General features: G+C 51.2%; 16 protein-coding genes. 7 read left to right on the plus strand and 9 right to left on the minus strand.

All coding sequences use genetic code 11. From position 1 onward, the window contains the following. The first annotated feature begins 1 nt into the window (after position 1). The 7 genes from OQ371_RS05490 to OQ371_RS05520 all read left to right on the plus strand — a co-directional run bounded on the left by OQ371_RS05490 (position 2) and on the right by OQ371_RS05520 (position 8,721). On the plus strand, positions 2–1,105 hold the full coding sequence (locus OQ371_RS05490; protein ID WP_265992781.1) for a glycosyltransferase family 4 protein: 1,104 nt from the start codon (positions 2–4) through the stop codon (positions 1,103–1,105). Between the two features lie 60 nt (positions 1,106–1,165). Continuing rightward, entirely contained in the window at positions 1,166–1,966 is an 801-nt protein-coding gene (locus OQ371_RS05495) for a glycosyltransferase family 2 protein (protein WP_510186337.1), read from the plus strand. Positions 1,967–1,980: 14 nt separating this feature from the next. Then, entirely contained in the window at positions 1,981–3,261 is a 1,281-nt protein-coding gene (locus tag OQ371_RS05500; RefSeq protein WP_265992783.1) for an O-antigen ligase family protein, read from the plus strand. Between the two features lie 27 nt (positions 3,262–3,288). After that, the gene (locus OQ371_RS05505) at positions 3,289–4,356 is read left to right on the plus strand and encodes a glycosyltransferase family 4 protein (protein ID WP_265992784.1); all 1,068 of its coding nucleotides are present in this window, start codon (positions 3,289–3,291) and stop codon (positions 4,354–4,356) included. A gap of 82 nt (positions 4,357–4,438) precedes the next feature. Further along, complete coding sequence (locus tag OQ371_RS05510) at positions 4,439–5,566, plus strand: glycosyltransferase family 4 protein (protein WP_265992785.1); 1,128 nt, start codon at positions 4,439–4,441, stop codon at positions 5,564–5,566. A gap of 264 nt (positions 5,567–5,830) precedes the next feature. Then, entirely contained in the window at positions 5,831–7,213 is a 1,383-nt protein-coding gene (locus OQ371_RS05515) for an exopolysaccharide biosynthesis polyprenyl glycosylphosphotransferase (RefSeq protein ID WP_265992786.1), read from the plus strand. A 20-nt stretch (positions 7,214–7,233) separates the two neighbouring features. After that, on the plus strand, positions 7,234–8,721 hold the full coding sequence (locus OQ371_RS05520) for a capsule assembly Wzi family protein (protein ID WP_265992787.1): 1,488 nt from the start codon (positions 7,234–7,236) through the stop codon (positions 8,719–8,721). Between the two features lie 70 nt (positions 8,722–8,791). Here the strand turns inward: OQ371_RS05520 and OQ371_RS05525 are convergent, their stop codons facing one another. The 9 genes from OQ371_RS05525 to OQ371_RS05565 all read right to left on the minus strand — a co-directional run bounded on the left by OQ371_RS05525 (position 8,792) and on the right by OQ371_RS05565 (position 16,875). After that, positions 8,792–9,310 (minus strand): NADH-quinone oxidoreductase subunit J family protein, encoded by a 519-nt coding sequence (locus OQ371_RS05525; protein ID WP_265992788.1) that lies wholly within the window; start codon positions 9,308–9,310, stop codon positions 8,792–8,794. Positions 9,311–9,397: 87 nt separating this feature from the next. Continuing rightward, complete coding sequence (locus tag OQ371_RS05530; RefSeq protein ID WP_265992789.1) at positions 9,398–9,961, minus strand: NuoI/complex I 23 kDa subunit family protein; 564 nt, start codon at positions 9,959–9,961, stop codon at positions 9,398–9,400. Between the two features lie 19 nt (positions 9,962–9,980). Next, complete coding sequence (gene nuoH, locus OQ371_RS05535; RefSeq protein ID WP_265992790.1) at positions 9,981–11,132, minus strand: NADH-quinone oxidoreductase subunit NuoH; 1,152 nt, start codon at positions 11,130–11,132, stop codon at positions 9,981–9,983. Positions 11,133–11,207: 75 nt separating this feature from the next. Then, complete coding sequence (locus tag OQ371_RS05540; protein WP_265992791.1) at positions 11,208–12,293, minus strand: NADH-quinone oxidoreductase subunit G; 1,086 nt, start codon at positions 12,291–12,293, stop codon at positions 11,208–11,210. 29 nt (positions 12,294–12,322) lie between these two features. Further along, positions 12,323–13,663 (minus strand): NADH-quinone oxidoreductase subunit NuoF, encoded by a 1,341-nt coding sequence (gene nuoF / locus OQ371_RS05545; protein WP_265992792.1) that lies wholly within the window; start codon positions 13,661–13,663, stop codon positions 12,323–12,325. 108 nt (positions 13,664–13,771) lie between these two features. After that, a complete protein-coding gene (gene nuoE, locus OQ371_RS05550; protein ID WP_265992793.1) occupies positions 13,772–14,269 on the minus strand; it encodes an NADH-quinone oxidoreductase subunit NuoE in 498 nt (165 codons plus the stop codon). A 154-nt stretch (positions 14,270–14,423) separates the two neighbouring features. Next, positions 14,424–15,671, minus strand: coding sequence for an NADH dehydrogenase (quinone) subunit D (nuoD, locus tag OQ371_RS05555; protein WP_265992794.1), 1,248 nt, complete (start codon positions 15,669–15,671; stop codon positions 14,424–14,426). Positions 15,672–15,751: 80 nt separating this feature from the next. Continuing rightward, on the minus strand, positions 15,752–16,255 hold the full coding sequence (locus OQ371_RS05560) for an NADH-quinone oxidoreductase subunit C (RefSeq protein WP_265992795.1): 504 nt from the start codon (positions 16,253–16,255) through the stop codon (positions 15,752–15,754). Between the two features lie 74 nt (positions 16,256–16,329). Then, positions 16,330–16,875 (minus strand): NADH-quinone oxidoreductase subunit B, encoded by a 546-nt coding sequence (locus OQ371_RS05565; protein WP_265992796.1) that lies wholly within the window; start codon positions 16,873–16,875, stop codon positions 16,330–16,332. Positions 16,876–16,912 lie beyond the last annotated feature (37 nt).

The raw sequence follows: 16,912 nt of genomic DNA on the forward strand, positions 1-16,912 counted from the left end.
CATGAAGATATTTTTTGACCATCAAACGTTTTCCCAACAAAACTACGGCGGTATTTCCCGGTATTTCTGTGAATTGATTGCCGGCATCAACCAGCAACCTAACGATCATCAGGCTCATTTGTCCCTGCTGGTGTCCAACAACGCTCACTTAAAAGAGAAAAATCTTCCGGCCTGGCCTTTCTTTCCCGGTCAGCCATTTGCCAGAACCCAGCCTTACCTCTATAAGTTAAACAAGGCGTTCTGCCGATTGGAGATGCAATTTCGGTCGTACGACGTTTTCCACGCTACTTATTACGAACCCTATTTTCTTGAACACATCCGGAAACGCCCCGTTGTGGTAACCTTTCTGGATATGATTCACGAAAAGTACTGCAATACCTTTCCTGAACTGGCCGCCGATCATCAGGTGATGACCTGGAAAAAGGAGATTGTCAATCAGGCATCAGCCATCATTGCCATCTCGGAAAATACCAAGCGGGATTTGGTGGAGTATTACAACGTTCCTCCGGAGCGCGTCCGGGTTATCTACCTCGGCTCATCGGTTTCGGTGGAAACCCCTTCCGTCGGCGTGGCTGCTTCCGCGCCTTATCTTCTGTTTGTGGGCAACCGGGGAATGTACAAAAACTTTGGTCCTTTCATTCAGGCCGTGGCTCCGTTGCTGCGCCAACACCAGATTCGGCTTATCTGCGCGGGCGGTGGAGCTTTTTCACCCGGCGAAGCCGCCGTTCTTCAACAGTTGAACCTTACGCAGCTCGTCGAACAGCAGCCGATCAATGACGCAACCCTGCGGAAGTTGTACAGCCAGGCGTTGGCATTTGCGTTTCCTTCTCTCTACGAAGGATTTGGCATTCCGGTGCTGGAAGCCTTTGCGTGCGGTTGCCCCTGTCTGCTCAGCGATCGGAGTTCACTACCCGAAGTAGCGGGGTCCGCAGCCGTTTATTTTGACCCGGAAAACGCCGATTCGATGTACAGGGCGGTCGAGCAGGTTCTGACCGATTCGGCCCTGCGGCAGCAACTGAGCCAACTGGGTCGGCAGCAATTGGCGCTTTTTTCCTGGGAAAAAACCGTCCGCGAAACCCTTGATCTGTACCAGAGTTTGCAATAACCATTTTACCGCTTAGAAAGAGTCTCCGGAATCTGCTCAATAGCCGAGCCGCAATTTCCTATCTTTGCAGCCTATTATCACCCAAAAGAATCGTTTCCCGCTCAAGGGCCTTCGTATTTACTTATGCCGCCACTGGTTTCCATTATCACCGTCTGTTACAACAGCCAGCAACACATTGAACAAACCATTCAATCGGTGGTGAACCAGACTTATGCGTCAATCGAGTACATTCTGGTGGACGGCAAGTCGACCGATCAAACCGTCGCGATCATTGAGCGGTACGCCCGGCAGTTTCCGGACCGTATCCGGTACATTTCCGAACCCGATACCGGTATCTACAACGCCATGAACAAAGGCATCCGGCTGGCAACCGGGGAGCTGATTGGTATCATCAACAGCGACGACTGGTACGAAACCGACGCAGTAGAACGGGTCGTGAAGGCTTATCAGGCGCATGGGCAGGCCGTTTACCACGGTATTCAGCGAACGTTTCTGGACGAGCAGGAAGCTTTCCTGATTCAGACGCACGCCAGCCAGCTCCCGAAAGGCAACATTGAACATCCGACCTGCTTCGTTCCGGCTTCACTCTACCAAACCCACGGCTTGTTCAGTGAGCAATACCGGTACGTAAGCGATTACGAGCTGATGTTACGCTTAATGAAGAACCAGACACGGTTTATACCACTGAATGCCATTATCAGTAACTTCCGTCAGGGGGGGGCTTCCCACAAGGCCGAAGCCGTCTGGGAAAATCTGCACCTCTGGCACGAAAAAGGTATACTGACGCGGCCACAATACCTAACCTGGCTGTATAAAGACAAACTGAAAGTGTATACCAAACGGCTGACGGGCCGCGCGTAATGAGGATAAGCACCTTGCTCTATATCGCTCTGCTGATTGGTTTGTTCGGAACCGTAACCAACCTGATCTTCATCAGCCCCTTACCGTCGCTGCTGGCCCTGGCCGTACTGCCTTACCTGTTTCTCCGCCAATCGGTTTTCGTGATTCCGCGGTTTATTTATTACCTCTACATCTATTTTCTGTTTTCGCTGGCGGGAATCCTGATTTACTTTCCGGCCTCTCTGGCCAATTTCGGTTTTTACCGGTACGACGGTAACTTCATTATTTCGTACCTACCCCTGCTGCTGATTTCTTTTTTTTCGTACAATATTCCCGTCGACCGGCTTTTTAAGCGGTTCCTGATCTTCGCTACGGCCGTCAACGCGGTGGCGTTTATGCTGAATCTGGTTCTGACCCGGTTTGCGGCCATTACCGACTGGGGCAATCCCGAAACTTATTTTCACGGCTTTTTCAAAAGTACCAACGGGGCGGGCGGTTTCATCAGCATTGTGCTGTCGCTCAACATTGTACTATTTTTGCAGGAACGAAAGCGGAAGTGGCTGCTCCTGATTCTGGTCAATTTTGTTTTTCTGATTGCTACCACTTCGCGCGGGTCCATGCTGGGACTGATGGCCGGTTTCGCGTTTTATTTCTTTGACCGCACCAATCGCCAGTACCTGATCCGGCTTGCGCTGTTTGCGATTGTGGCCGTTCAGTGCGCGGTTTTAACGTATACCTATCCGCTTTACGATCTCTACGTCCGCGATGCCGATCTGAGCGAAGGTGGGGCCAGCACGTACATCTCCCCGCTTTTTGGCGAGGTCAGTACCAAATCGGCCAACGTCGCCATCCGGGCCCTTGAGACCTGGCCCCGCGCGGTCGATTGTTTTCTGCACTCTCCCCTGATCGGAACGGGTTTTGGCTCGGTGAACGATACGCCCCTGCGATACAAAGGCATTCCTTACGTGCTGAGCCTCAACGACCAGCCAAAGAAACTTTTTAACGATGCCCACGCCCACCACTCCTACCTGCACATTCTGGGCGAGCAGGGGCTGATCGGCCTCGGAATTTTTCTCCTGTTCTGGTACGCGCTGTATCAGTACCTGCGCAAGGGGCCCGAAAGCATCGTGCAAAAGTTTTTACTGGTTTCGTATTTCAACCTGTCCGTCATGAGTTTCACCGAACACCGGATTACGTCACCTTCCAACGCCCTGCCACTGGTCATTGCCTTGTGTTTATACATGCTGAAGCGAAATTACGACGCCAGAAAGAAGAACTCCGTGGTTCATGTCGGGAGTGTGGAAAGCAATCTCTAATTTTACGCCGTTCAATTACAAGCCTCTATGAATCATAAATCTGTTGTCGTTAACGCCCGATTTCTGACGCAACCCGTAACGGGTACGCAGCGCGTAGGCATCGAACTCGGGATGCGGCTCAAGAATCTGGTACCGGATATTACGTTTTTGACCCCTCATAATATTCTGCAGAAAGACATTGCGACCGACTTAGGCGCAACGGTTTATGGCCGCACCAAAGGTTACATCTGGGAGCAGATCGAAATGCCGATGTATCTGCAAAGCCAGGATAGCCCGTTGCTGGTCAATCTCTGCAACACCGCCCCCATCGTTTACGACAACAAAATCGTGACGGTGCTGGACTTGTCCTTCCACCGGCATCCGGAGTGGTTTTCGAAAAAATTCTCGCTGTTGTACAACTTCACCGTTCCGCGCATTGTCCGGTCGGCTCATAAGGTGCTAACAATCAGCGAATATTCGCTCAACGACCTGCACCGGTTTTATGACGTTCCCCGGTCTTCGCTGGATATCATTTACCCGAGTATCTCGGATATATTTCTGTATCCGCCCGCAAAAGGCGAGAATCCGTACGGAAAATACATCCTGGCAGTTTCGTCGCTCGATCCGCGCAAAAACTTCAAAGGACTAATTCAGGCGTTTCAACAGGCCAAATTTCCGGATACGAAGCTGGTGATTGTGGGAGCGGCTCACAAAGTCTTTGCCGATTCTGGGCTTAAGGAACTGATTGAAAACGATCCTTCCATCATTTTCACCGGTTATCTGAGCGACGAGCAACTGGTTAATCTTTACCAGCACGCCCTGTTTTTCGCCTATCCGTCCTTTTTCGAGGGCTTCGGTATTCCCCCGCTCGAGGCCATGTCGTGCGGCTGCCCCACGCTGGTGTCCGACACCACGAGCCTGCCTGAAGTTTGCGGGGACGCCAGCGTCTACGTGGACCCTTACGACATTGGCAGCATTCGCGACGGTCTGGTTAAACTCTACAGCGACGAAGCCCTCCGTAAGACGCTGGTTGAAAAAGGGCGTGGGCGGGTCGAACGGTTTAGCTGGCAGCAGTCGGCCGAAAAACTCGCCGGTATCATTTCGAAATTAGTTTAGAGCGCCCCAGCGATGGAGTAAGAGCGGGAAGAAACGACTTCCTACCCTATCGCTGGTCACTCCTCACTTCTCTGGTCAAAACATGCTTGATAAAAAGATCGCCCTGATCCACGAATGGCTGGTGACCTATGCCGGTTCGGAAAGTGTGGTCGAACAGATTTTGGCGCTGTACCCCCAAAGCGACCTTTTTACCCTGGTTGACTTTTTGCCCGACTCGCAGCGGCTGCTCATCCAAAATAAAACCGCGACGACGAGTTTTATCCAGAAATTGCCGTGGGCCAAGAAAAAATACCGCTCCTATCTGCCGCTGATGCCGCTGGCCGTGGAGCAGTTCGACGTCAGTGCCTACGACGTGGTCATATCAAGCAGTCATGCCGTAGCCAAAGGCGTACTGACCGGACCTGATCAGCTTCACATCTGCTATTGTCACTCGCCCATGCGCTATGCCTGGGATTTGTACCATCAGTATTTAAGCGAGAGCGGACTTAAAACCGGCTTCGGAGGGGCCATTGCCAAACTGATTCTGCATTATATACGGCTTTGGGATTACCAGTCGGCGCAGCGTGTTGATCATTTTGTGGCCAACTCTCGTTACATCGCCCGGCGCATCAAAAAAGTCTACGGCCGCGAAGCACACGTCATTCATCCGCCCGTTAACACCCAGCAGTTTGCCCTGTGCCAGCAAAAGGATAACTATTACCTGACGGCATCGCGCATGGTGCCCTACAAGAAAATCAACCTGATCGTTGAAGCCTTTGCGGCCATGCCCGACAAACGGCTGGTGGTCGTTGGCGATGGACCCGACTTTGAGAAGATCAAACGGCTGGCGACCCCGAACATTGAATTGTTGGGTTATCAATCGAACAGCGCGCTGGTTGCGTATATGCAGAAAGCAAAAGCATTTGTTTTTGCGGCCGAAGAAGACTTCGGGATCATGCCCGTTGAAGCGCAGGCCTGCGGAACGCCGGTGCTGGCATACGGTAAAGGTGGGGCGCTGGATTCGGTCGTTGATCAAAAGACGGGATTGTTTTTTGACCGGCAGGAGGTGGCCTCCCTCATCGAATGCGTACAGCGGTTTGAGCGAACTGCCGACCGATTTGAACCAATTACCATACATCAACACGCTCAGGGCTTTAGCAACGAAAACTTTCGTTTTGCCTTTGAACAATATGTCACCGGTAAGATAAGAGAAGGCTTTACAAGAAGCTAGACTCTTTAACTATCTGATTATTAAATAGAACTATCACAGGAATTAAGTTATTAATTTTCCCTTAGGATAAAAAATGACTTATTTTTCAATAATTTTCTACGGAAAATCGTACAAATAGGGTGAACTTAGAGTTAATGGACCGGGTTTGCCCCAGCCAGTGATCTCTTTATAATAAGTGTCTTTCATTTGTTACGGAATCCAGGGGGAGCGGTTTGGCAGACGAATAAGTCTGTCTTTGTATAAGCCGTTCCAAACGAATTACTTATGAAACACCGATTTTCTTTTCTACTGCGACCATTCAGCGCAACGATGGATATTATTTTCCTCGATATCTGCTTTGCGCTGGCCTACCGGCTGAAATTTGGTACAACGGAATCCCTCTTTGAAGTACCTTACGTAACGCTCTTTTGGTTTATAAACGCAGCCTGGTTACTGATTTTATTACTCAACAAGCCTTATAATTTTTCCCGTCTGACCTTTACGATCCAGAACCTGCTGGTGGATCTGGCAAAATTAATTGGACTGCATATTGCGCTGGTTTCGGTTTTCTGGGTATTCACGAAAGGCGGCTACTCCTATTCCCGAGAGCAGCTTTTGCTCACCTATGTTCTGTTTCTCTGTGCCGGTTCGCTCTGGCGTTCGGTTGTCCTGATTCTGCTAAAAGTATACCGGGCCATGGGTTACAATACCCGACGATTTGTCGTGGTGGGGTATGGGCCGCTCTCCCGGAGTATTCAGACGTTCTATCAGATGTACCCGGAGATCGGCTTCAAGTTCTACGGTTACTTTGATAAAATGACCCCCGACAACGCTTCCTCGCTGCGGGGCGATTATAGTTACTTGAAGGATTACATCGTTCGCAACGAAATTGACTGCGTGTACTGCTGTTTGCCTTACATTGATACCGAACAGCTGCGCGACATCATGAACTTTTCGGAAGAAGCGAAGTATCAGGTCAAACTGATCGTCGATTTTAAAGGCTTCCTGACAAAAGGGGTTACGGTTGAATACCACGATGTTCAGCCGGTAATCAGCATGTCTACGCACTATCTAGATGACTTGCGGGTCAATCTGTTCAAGCGGACCTTTGACGTATTTTTCTCGGCGGGTGTTCTTTCGCTGGGTGCGCCGTTGTTCATGGTTATCGCCGTAATCACCAAACTCAGCTCGAAAGGGCCGGTATTTTATTCCCAGGAGCGAATCGGCAAATGGGGAAAACCGTTCCGCATTTACAAATTTCGCAGCATGTATCCCGATGCCGAACAAGGCGGCCCGGCCCTTTCAGCAGGCAATAAAGATCATCGGATTACCCCCTGGGGCCAGTTCATGCGTAAAACCCGGCTTGACGAAATTCCCCAGTTCTACAATGTTCTGCGGGGTGATATGTCGGTGGTCGGCCCGCGCCCGGAACGGCAGTATTTTATCAACCAGATCATCGAAAAATCGCCTGAATACAAGTATTTATTAATGGTTAAACCCGGAATTACTTCCGTTGGGCAGATCAAATTTGGCTACGCCGAGAACGTGGAGGAGATGGTTCAGCGCCTGTGGTACGATCTTGAATACCTACAGAACGTTTCTTTTTCTACCGACGTCTGGCTAATCTTCCAAACCGTTCGGGTAATGATGCAGGGCCGGGGGAAATAAACTTGTATAAGGTATTGAATATGAATATAAAAGCCGGATTAGTATATTTTTTAGTCTGCTGTTTTTGTAATCCGGTTGTTGCTCAGCGAGCTTATTTTCCTAAAACAACTCGGTATGATTTCCAGGTAGGCGCCTACCTTTCATCGGGCGAACGCACTCCCTTCTGGCTGAGAGCTAATCAGTTCGGCATCGTCCCGACCACGACGCCCGCCGGAACGCTCCGGCTCGGCGTTTCTTCGGATTACGGCAAACCCGTATTAGACAGTGGTAACATTCGTCAGAAGAAGTTTGACTGGGGATACGGGGTTGAAGTTGTGGGGAATGCGGCTACAAATTCCAAGTTGCTGCTTCCGGAAGCCTACGTAAAGGCCCGCTTTGGACGGATCGAGCTGTTCGCCGGGCGTCGTCGGAACGTTTACGGTTTGGTCGATACGACGCTGACCTCGGGTTCCTACATCTGGTCGGGCAATACGCTGCCCATTCCTGTGATTCAGATCGGTACGCAGGGCTTTGTTCCGTTGCCTCTCACGAAAAATTTTGTGTCTTTTCTGGCCTTCTACAATCATGGCTGGTTTGGGAACGATCGGCTGGTGACCGGCACGTATCTGCACCAGAAAGCACTATATGCCCGATTGGGCAAACCCACTGGAAAGCTAAAATTGTACGCCGGTATGAACCACCAGGTTCAGTGGGCGGGCTACTCCGAACGGCTTGACAACAACATCTCCGCGGACGGCTACCTGCCTTCGAACCTCCGGAGTTACTGGTACATGATAACCGCCTACCAGGGCGCCACCCGGCTCGATCCAACCTTGTCTTCTTTTGAAGAAAACCGGGTCGGTAATCACTTGGGAACAATTGATTTGGGACTGGAACTCGACCTCGGGTCGACGAATCTTTTGCTCTACCGCCAGAACATCTACGACGACGGTTCCCTGTTTTATTTGACCAACATTCGCGACGGTCTGAACGGTCTTCGCTTAAAAAATACCCGCACCGAACGTTCGTTCTTTCGCATCAATGAGTTCCTGACGGAGTTTCTCTATACCAAGAGCCAGGGCGGTCCCGAATTTGTGCTGGCCGATCCGTCGAAACGGGGCCGGGATAATTACTTCAACCACTCCCAGTACATTGATGGCTGGACCTATAAAAACCGCACCATCGGAACACCATTTCTAACACCGGGTGTCGATGTCCGGGCGGGTCTGCCCAACGGAGCCATTGCCAACAACCGCGTCAGTATGCTGCATTTCGGCTTATCCGGTATGATTGGGAATGTCGCGTGGATGGGTAAACTTTCGTACAGCGACAACATTGGTACCTACAATGAGCCGTATTACGACAGTCCGAAGCAGTTGTCATCTATGCTGAGTTTGATGGCCCCAGTCACGCTGGGCGCCTTGGGTGACTTTCAGATCAGTGCAATTTTTGCTTCAGATTCCGGAAAACTTTTGTACAACTCAACGGGTGGCTACCTCGGGGTGCGTAAGATCATTACATCGCGGTAATGCCCTCCCTTAAAAACAGAAAAAGGTCCGCCGTATGGCGGACCTTTTTCTGTTTTTAAGAACTCTATTTTTAATAATGCCGATCGCCAGGTTCGCGTTTCCCGAGCATCACCGCCCCAACCATTGCTACCAGCAGCAGTACCGACGCCAACTCAAACGGCAGGAGATAATCCTTGTACAATACGATACCCAAATTTTCAACCAGACCCACTTTCTCGCTGTAAGTCGCCGGGTTATAGGTTGCCATTGATGACACCCGGAATACGGCTACCATCACCACCAGCATTACTCCGCCAACGACCACAGCCGCCAGCTTGGTAATCGTTGTTTTCGACTCTTCGTCTTCCTTTTTCAGGTTCAAAAACATGATGACGAACAGAAACAATACCATAATCGCGCCGGCGTAAACAATAATGTTAACAGCGGCCAGAAACTGGGCATTTAAGAGGATATAATGGCCCGACAGGGTAAAGAACGTCAGGATCAGCGCCAGTACGCTGTGGATTGGATTTCGGGCCGTCACTACGAAGGAGGCACTCAGCAGTGTAATTGCCGTTAAAACGTAAAAAAGTATTTCAGTAGGCTTCATTTTTTAAGTATCGTTTAAGGTTTGAGGTTTAACGTTTAAGGCTTATCTCAAACGGTAAACCCCAAACCTCAAACCTCAAACGACAATCTACGTGGCTGATCGGGAAAAAGACGGTTCGGTAGGAGTTGCCTGCACATCCGGATTGGTACGGACATACCGGTCGTCCAGCTTCTCGACCAGTTGGTCTTTTCCGTAAATCACCTGATCGCGCTCGGTGAAGATGGGAACCATCCGGTCGTGCCGCAGATAGACGGCCTGTTTGGGGCAGGCTTCTTCGCACAAACCACAGAAAATACAACGCAGCATGTTGATTTCGTAAACCGCTGCGTACTTCTCTTCCCGGTACAGCTCTTCTTCGCCTTTTTTACGTTCGGCTGCCACCATCGAAATGGCTTCGGCCGGGCAGGCTACGGCGCAGAGTCCGCAGGCGGTACACCGTTCGCGTCCTTCTTCGTCGCGTTTAAGCACGTGATGCCCCCGAAATACCGGTCCCAGGTACCGTTTCACTTCGGGATACGCAACCGTCACTTTCTTGCCAAAAAAGTGCTTTATGGTAATGGCCAGCCCTTGAGCGATAGCCGGGAGATACATCTTCTCCGCTAGCGTCATCTCCTTGTTGCTGACTTGTTTAGATCGATTCGTTAATTGCATAGTGAGTAGGGAACGTTAATCAGGATCGCTGGGGCTGAACAACTGGTTTGGGAGCACGCGCCGACGACACCATTGCCAGCACAACCATTACGATTACAATGGCCCAGCTGGCGTATTTGATATCATACAGCAATCCAAAGCCCGTTACAACCACATTCAGGACGGAAAGCGGAATAAAGCTTTTCCAGCCCAGGTTCATCAGTTGGTCATACCGGAACCGGGGCAGCGTCCAGCGGACCCACATGAAGAAGAAAATGAAGAAGAAAATCTTGCCAAACAGCACGATTGTTCCAATCAGGGTAGCCAGGTTATGGCCCAAGGCTCCTCCCAGCGAACTCGTCAGGGTTTCCCGAACCCAATCCATACCGGGATAGTTGTAACCGCCAAAGTAAAGCGTTGAAATCACCGCCGACGACACAAACATGTTGATGTATTCTGCAAACAGGTAAAAGCCGAGTTTCATGGAGCTGTATTCGGTATGATACCCACCGACGAGCTCGGTTTCGCACTCCGGCAAATCGAACGGGGTCCGGTTACATTCTGCAAACGCACAGGTCAGAAAGATAATGAAACCCAGCGGCTGGTTGAATACGTTCCAGGCCATACCGTGCTGCGCTTCCACCATAGCCCGGAGGGACAACGAACCCGTCATCATCAAAATGGCAATGATGGACAGACCGAAAGCAATTTCGTAGCTGATGTTCTGAGAAGCCGCCCGAATCGCCCCGAGGAGCGAAAATTTATTGTTCGAGGCCCATCCGCCAACCATTAGACCGTATACGCCCAGGGAAACCACCCCGAAGATATACAGAATACCGATGTTGATTTCGATGCCCTGCACCGGCACCACCAGATCTTCGTACCGAACGCTTTCTCCGAATGGAATCACTGCGCTCGACATCAAAGCCGTCAGGATGGCCAAACACGGACCGAGGATAAACAGCCATTTGTTGGCCTGCGACGGAATGAAATCCTCCTTAAAAAACATTTTACCGGCGTCGGCCAGCGGCTGGAATATACCGCCCGGTCCCGCCCGGTTGGGACCGAAACGGTCCTGAATAAAACCGGCCACTTTCCGCTCTGCCCACGTTGAATACATGGCAATCAGGAGGGTCACGCCAAAGACGACGAGAATCAGAATGGCCTTTATAATGAGTTCTGTTAGGTTCATAATGGTATGACGTTAGAAGTGAGACCGAAGAGATTTGAAACCATTTACGCTCTGGTCGGTCTTCTGGTTTGCCAATCAGGGTTCCGGGTCATTGGCGTGCGGCAGAACCGGAGCAAACCGTTCCGGTGGTAATTGCTGAATGCCCAGTTGCGACGTATCGCGCTCTTCGTGAACGTCGGTGTAGGTAGCAGCCGCCAGCTTTCTCTGAAAATCCGGTTTTACCGTATCACGACGGTATTTGTTGGCCGAAATAACCGAACTGCGCGAGATTTTCGTAGGCCCTTCAATTACCCAGTCGCTGGTGTTCTTTTTCTCGAACCGGCAGGTGTTGCAGATGAATTCCGTCACCTCGTTCCACTCATTTTTCCGCGCCGTCACCCGGATGACTTCCTCGCCCCGGTACCAGAGCGTTACGTTGCCCGAGCAGGTTGGGCAATCGCGGTGCGCGTCAACCGGCTTGGTAAACCAAACGCGGTTTTTGAAGCGGAAGGTTTTGTCGGTTAAGGCACCTACGGGACATACGTCGATGACGTTCCCGGAGAAATCGTTATCAATGGCCTTTTCTATGTACGTTCCGATTTCAGCGGCATCGCCCCGGCCCAACACGCCGTGAACGCGTTTCTGCGTAATCTGGTCGGCGGTAAACACGCAACGGTAGCACAGGATGCAGCGCGTCATGTGGAGCTGGATGTAAGGGCCAATATCCTGTTTATCAAACGTCCGGCGCTCTTCTTCGTAACGGGTGGTGGCCATCCCGTGGTTGAAGGCAAAGTTTTGCAGGTCGCACTCGCCAGCCTGATCGCAAACGGGGCAATCCAGCGGGTGATTGATCAGCAGAAACTCCACGATGGCTTTGCGGGTCGAAAGAACCTGTTCGTTGGTCGAGTTTTCAACAACCATACCGTCCTGAACCGGCGTGATACAGGAAGCCACCAGCTTGGGCATTGGCCGCGGATCTTTGGCGGAACCAGCCGCTACCCGAACCAGACAGGCCCGGCATTTTCCACCACTGCCTTTCAGCGGTTGGTAGTAGCACATGGCCGGTGGGGCAACATCACCACCAATTTTTCGGGCTGCCTGCAAAATGGTCGTTCCCGGTTCCACTTCGACTTCAATACCGTCGATGGTGACTTTAAATAATTGCGGTTGTGTATTTTCCATTTAGCTATAGCGTCCAATAAATAATTAAACTACACCAGGGCCATATCTCCTTTGAATACCGCGCCCGGCTGGGTGGCTTCGGAGGGGTTGGTGATATGCCACTCAAATTCGTCGCGGAAATGGCGGATGGCACTGGCTACCGGCCAGGCCGCAGCGTCGCCGAGCGGACAAATGGTGTTTCCTTCGATCTTTTTGGCCACATCGACCAGCAGATCAATATCGCGTTGGTTGCCGTGACCGTATTCGATCCGGTGTAAAACCCGCTCCATCCAGCCGGTTCCTTCGCGGCAGGGGCTACACTGTCCGCAGGATTCATGGTGGTAGAACCGGGCGAAATTCCAGGTATTGCGGACAATGCAGGACGTTTCGTCGAAGACAATGAAGCCCCCCGAGCCCAGCATGGTTCCGGTCTGGAAACCGCCATCCGACAACGATTCGTACGTCATCAGGCGCGGATCACCGTTGGCCAGCTTCAGAATCAGGTTGGCGGGCAGAATGGGTACGGACGATCCACCGGCCACCACGGCTTTCAGGTGGTGCCCGTCGCGAATACCGCCACACCATTCATCGGAGTAAATAAATTCTTCGACGGGAACGCCCAGTTCAATTTCGTACACGCCCGGCTTTTTGATGTGGCCCGAAGCCGAAATTAATTTGGTTCCGGCACTCCGGCCAATACCGATAGTGGCATAAGCCTCGCCCCCGTTGTTAATAATCCAGGAGGTGGTGGCAATGGATTCAACGTTGTTGACAACCGTCGGGCTCTGGTAAAGGCCCTTCACGGCCGGGAACGGCGGTTTGTTGCGTGGGTTGCCCCGTTTGCCTTCCAGGGATTCCAGCAGGGCTGTTTCTTCGCCACAAATGTAAGCGCCACCTCCGGGCTGCACCACCAGCTCCAGATCATAGCCCGTACCCAAGATGTTTTTCCCCAGAAAACCGGCGGCTTTGGCTTCGGCAATCGCTTTTTCAAGAATGCGAACAACGTACATCAACTCACCCCGTACGTAAATAAAGGATTTGTTGGCGCCCAGCGCGTAACTGGAGATGATCATGCCTTCGATGAGAACGTGCGGGAGGTTCTTCATCAGGTAATGGTCTTTGAACGTACCGGGCTCCGATTCGTCGGCATTGCAGACCAGATAGCGGGGCACGCCCTCGGGTTTAGCCAGGAAGCTCCATTTCATGCCCATCGGAAAGCCTGCGCCACCCCGACCGCGTACGCCAGACTTCTTCACTTCTTCAACCACTTCATCGGGTGTCATGGTCTTAAGCGCCTTCTCAACAGCGGTATAACCACCCTGTTTCCGGTATACATCGTAGGTTTCGATGCCGGGAACGTTAATATGTTCGAGCAGAATCTTTTTGCCCATAGTGAGTAGAAACTGGTTTAAATCCTAGTGGCGAAAAGGTCTGGTATTTTTACCATCGCTTCCGCCCTTACCGGAGCTTGTTTATTTAAAACGAAGAGAGCCTAAGCGTTATTTACTCAACTCTTCGATGATCTCATCGACGCGCTTCTTTGTCAGATGCATGTAATATTGTTCCCGAATCTGGAAAACAGGACCCATCCCACAGGCGGCCAGACATTCCACTTCTTTCAGGGTAAATTTCTGATCCGGGGTTGTTTCGCCCGCCTGAATACCCAGCTTCTGTTTCAGATAATCGTAAACCTCTTCGCCCCCCATCAGGCAGCATGGTCCCGTTCGGCAATACTCAATAACGTGTTTACCAACCGGATCTAAGTGGAACATGGTGTAAAACGTGGCCACTTCATAGACCTCAATGGCCTGAATGTCAAGCATCCGGGCGACATAATCCATTACCTCGGGACTCAGCCAGCCCCACTGCTCCTGGGCCAGGTGTAACAACGGTAACAGAGCCGACTTTTGACGGCCTTCCGGGTAACGGGCTATAATTTCCTGGGCTTTTGAAAGCCGTTCGGGGGTAAATTCTACGGTATTTTGCGTTTCCGTCATATCGGTTTACAGCAGGTATTCTTCAAACTTCCTGCCACCTCAACGGAGCAGGTTCAAATTTATACGCGACAGGCTTCCTTGAACTTAGCGATTTCCAGCCTTGCTAAACTTTCTTGTCAGCAGAAATGGACATCTTGCTTTCTACCGCGCCGAATTATCCGTCCAATTCGCCCGCAATTACGTTCAGGCTACTCATAATGACAATTGCATCTGAAAGCGTCAGGCCTTTGCACATTTCCGGGTAAGCCTGATAATAGATGAAGCAGGGCCGCCGGAAATGCAACCGGTAGGGCGCCCGGCCGCCGTCGCTGATCAGGTAAAAGCCCAGTTCCCCGTTTCCGCCTTCAACGGCGTGGTAGACCTCGCCCACCGGCGCATCGATCTCACCCATCACAATTTTGAAGTGATAGATCAGGGCTTCCATGTTCCGGTAAACTTCTTTTTTCGGCGGCAGATAATATTCCGGTGCGTCGGCAAAGTGCGGGCCTTCCGGCAGGTTTTCGATGGCTTGCTCAATGATTCGCAGGCTCTGCCAGATTTCTTCGTTCCGCACCATAAACCGGTCGTAGGTGTCACCACTTTTGCCCACCGGAATTTCGAATTCAAAATCCTGGTAGGACGAATACGGGTTCATCACGCGCACATCGTAGTCAACACCGGCCGCCCGCAGGTTTGGGCCGGTAAAGCCGTAATTCAGGGCCCGTTCCGCCGTAATGCCACCCACGTCAATGATGCGGTCCATAAAGATCCGGTTGCGGTTGAAAAGCTTCTCGAACTCGCGCATAATGGGCGGAAACCGTTTAATGAAGGCCCGGATTTTCCGAATTGCTTCGGCCGACAGATCGCGTTCCATACCGCCGATGCGGCCCATGTTGGTAGTCAGACGCGCTCCGCAGACTTCTTCGTAGATTTCGTAGATATTTTCGCGTTCTTCGAACAGGTAAAGAAAGCCGGTAAAAGCTCCGGTATCAACCCCAAGAATACCGTTACAAATCAGGTGGTCGGCAATTCGGGCCAGCTCCATCATGATAACGCGGATGTACTCGGCCCGCTTCGGCACGGTGATTCCCAGCAACTTCTCGACCGTCATGTGCCAACCGAAGTTATTGATCGGCGACGAACAGTAGTTCATTCGGTCGGTCAGCGTAGTGATCTGGTAGAACGGACGCCGTTCGGCAATTTTCTCGAAAGCCCGGTGAATGTAGCCAACGGTTTGCTCACCCGAAACGATTTTCTCCCCATCCATTTGCAGGATGTTCTGAAAAATACCGTGTGTAGCCGGGTGGGTAGGACCGAGGTTGAGGGTCGTTAACTCATTGACGTACTGAACCGATTCGCCAGACTTTGCCGGCAAATCACTGCCGGGTACATTTTTATTCGATATATCGAGTACGGTGCTCATGTAGTTTACGTAATGAAGGTTTGATGGTCAACTGGTGAACAGGATTTAAACAGCATTACCGCCACCTAACCACCGAAAACCTATCGACCAAATAATGCATCAATTTTATCTTCCCGCGTGGGATCTTCGAGCGGGTACTCTCTCCGCATCGGGAAATAGTCCATGTCTTCCATGTTCAGAATCCGCTTTAGATTCGGATGCCCATCAAAGATGACGCCGAAGAAATCGTAGGTTTCGCGCTCCATCCAGTTGGCACTCTGAAAAACCGTCGTCAGAGTCGGGATGTGCAGACCATTTTCCGCCAGAAACACCTTGATGCGAATCCGGAAATTGTTGACCAAACTATGAAGTTGATAAACGATGCAGAATTCTCGCTCCGGCTCCGGGTCGTCGGGATAATGAACACCGCAGAGCGTCGTCAGAAAATTGATCTGATACAGGGAATGATTTTTCAGGTACTCAATCATCGAAACGATTTGCTCCCGACTGGTTGAAAGGGTCAGCATGCCGTACGGTTCGTCAAAATCGTAGACATTTTCACCAAACTGGCGGATCAAATCTTTAGCAACTTCTTCGTTGGTCATGAAAAGAGGTCGAGTTGTTGAATGGTTGAATGGTTGCAGGAGCCATGCAGCAGCTTAACCATTCAACCATTGAATCATTGAATATTATACGATTCCAGCAGATGCTGGTATTCGGATGAATTCCTTCGGCGCAGGGATTCGTTTTTGGCCAGTTCCTGGACCTGCATCAAGCCGTCCAGAATCTGCTCCGGACGCGGTGGGCAACCCGGCACGTAAACATCCACCGGAATGATGCGGTCGATGCCCTGCAGAACGCTATAGGTATCGAAAATACCCCCACTTGATGCACAGGCGCCAATGGCGATAACCCAACGAGGTTCGGCCATTTGCAGATAGACCTGCTTGAGTACCGGTGCCATTTTCTTGGCAATCGTTCCGGCTACCAGCAGGACATCAGCCTGACGGGGTGAAAAACTCGGACGTTCGGCACCAAACCGGGCAATGTCATACCGTGATGCCATGGTCGACATAAACTCAATGCCGCAGCAGGAGGTTGCAAAAGGGAGCGGCCACAGCGAATTTGCCCGGGCTAATCCAATGATTTTATCGAATGAAGTCGCCTGAAAACCGGCTCCGCTGTAGCTATCGGGTGCCTCGACGATTTTTATGTCACTTGCCATAGTGTTCGGTTGTTTGTTGATAACAACAGATAAACAT

This window comes from Larkinella insperata, from assembly GCF_026248825.1.
GTDB classification, from domain to species: Bacteria; Bacteroidota; Bacteroidia; order Cytophagales; family Spirosomataceae; genus Larkinella; species Larkinella insperata.

What these genes read in the sequence shown, in the direction of transcription:
- OQ371_RS05490 (WP_265992781.1), top strand. Translation starts at nt 2, where the DNA reads ATGAAGATATTTTTTGACCATCAAACGTTTTCCCAACAAAACTACGGC.
- OQ371_RS05505 (WP_265992784.1), top strand. Translation starts at nt 3,289, where the DNA reads ATGAATCATAAATCTGTTGTCGTTAACGCCCGATTTCTGACGCAACCC.
- OQ371_RS05510 (WP_265992785.1), top strand. Translation starts at nt 4,439, where the DNA reads ATGCTTGATAAAAAGATCGCCCTGATCCACGAATGGCTGGTGACCTAT.
- OQ371_RS05515 (WP_265992786.1), top strand. Translation starts at nt 5,831, where the DNA reads ATGAAACACCGATTTTCTTTTCTACTGCGACCATTCAGCGCAACGATG.
- OQ371_RS05520 (WP_265992787.1), top strand. Translation starts at nt 7,234, where the DNA reads ATGAATATAAAAGCCGGATTAGTATATTTTTTAGTCTGCTGTTTTTGT.
- OQ371_RS05525 (WP_265992788.1), bottom strand. Translation starts at nt 9,310, where the DNA reads ATGAAGCCTACTGAAATACTTTTTTACGTTTTAACGGCAATTACACTG.
- OQ371_RS05530 (WP_265992789.1), bottom strand. Translation starts at nt 9,961, where the DNA reads ATGCAATTAACGAATCGATCTAAACAAGTCAGCAACAAGGAGATGACG.
- nuoH (WP_265992790.1), bottom strand. Translation starts at nt 11,132, where the DNA reads ATGAACCTAACAGAACTCATTATAAAGGCCATTCTGATTCTCGTCGTC.
- OQ371_RS05540 (WP_265992791.1), bottom strand. Translation starts at nt 12,293, where the DNA reads ATGGAAAATACACAACCGCAATTATTTAAAGTCACCATCGACGGTATT.
- nuoF (WP_265992792.1), bottom strand. Translation starts at nt 13,663, where the DNA reads ATGGGCAAAAAGATTCTGCTCGAACATATTAACGTTCCCGGCATCGAA.
- nuoE (WP_265992793.1), bottom strand. Translation starts at nt 14,269, where the DNA reads ATGACGGAAACGCAAAATACCGTAGAATTTACCCCCGAACGGCTTTCA.
- nuoD (WP_265992794.1), bottom strand. Translation starts at nt 15,671, where the DNA reads ATGAGCACCGTACTCGATATATCGAATAAAAATGTACCCGGCAGTGAT.
- OQ371_RS05560 (WP_265992795.1), bottom strand. Translation starts at nt 16,255, where the DNA reads ATGACCAACGAAGAAGTTGCTAAAGATTTGATCCGCCAGTTTGGTGAA.
- OQ371_RS05565 (WP_265992796.1), bottom strand. Translation starts at nt 16,875, where the DNA reads ATGGCAAGTGACATAAAAATCGTCGAGGCACCCGATAGCTACAGCGGA.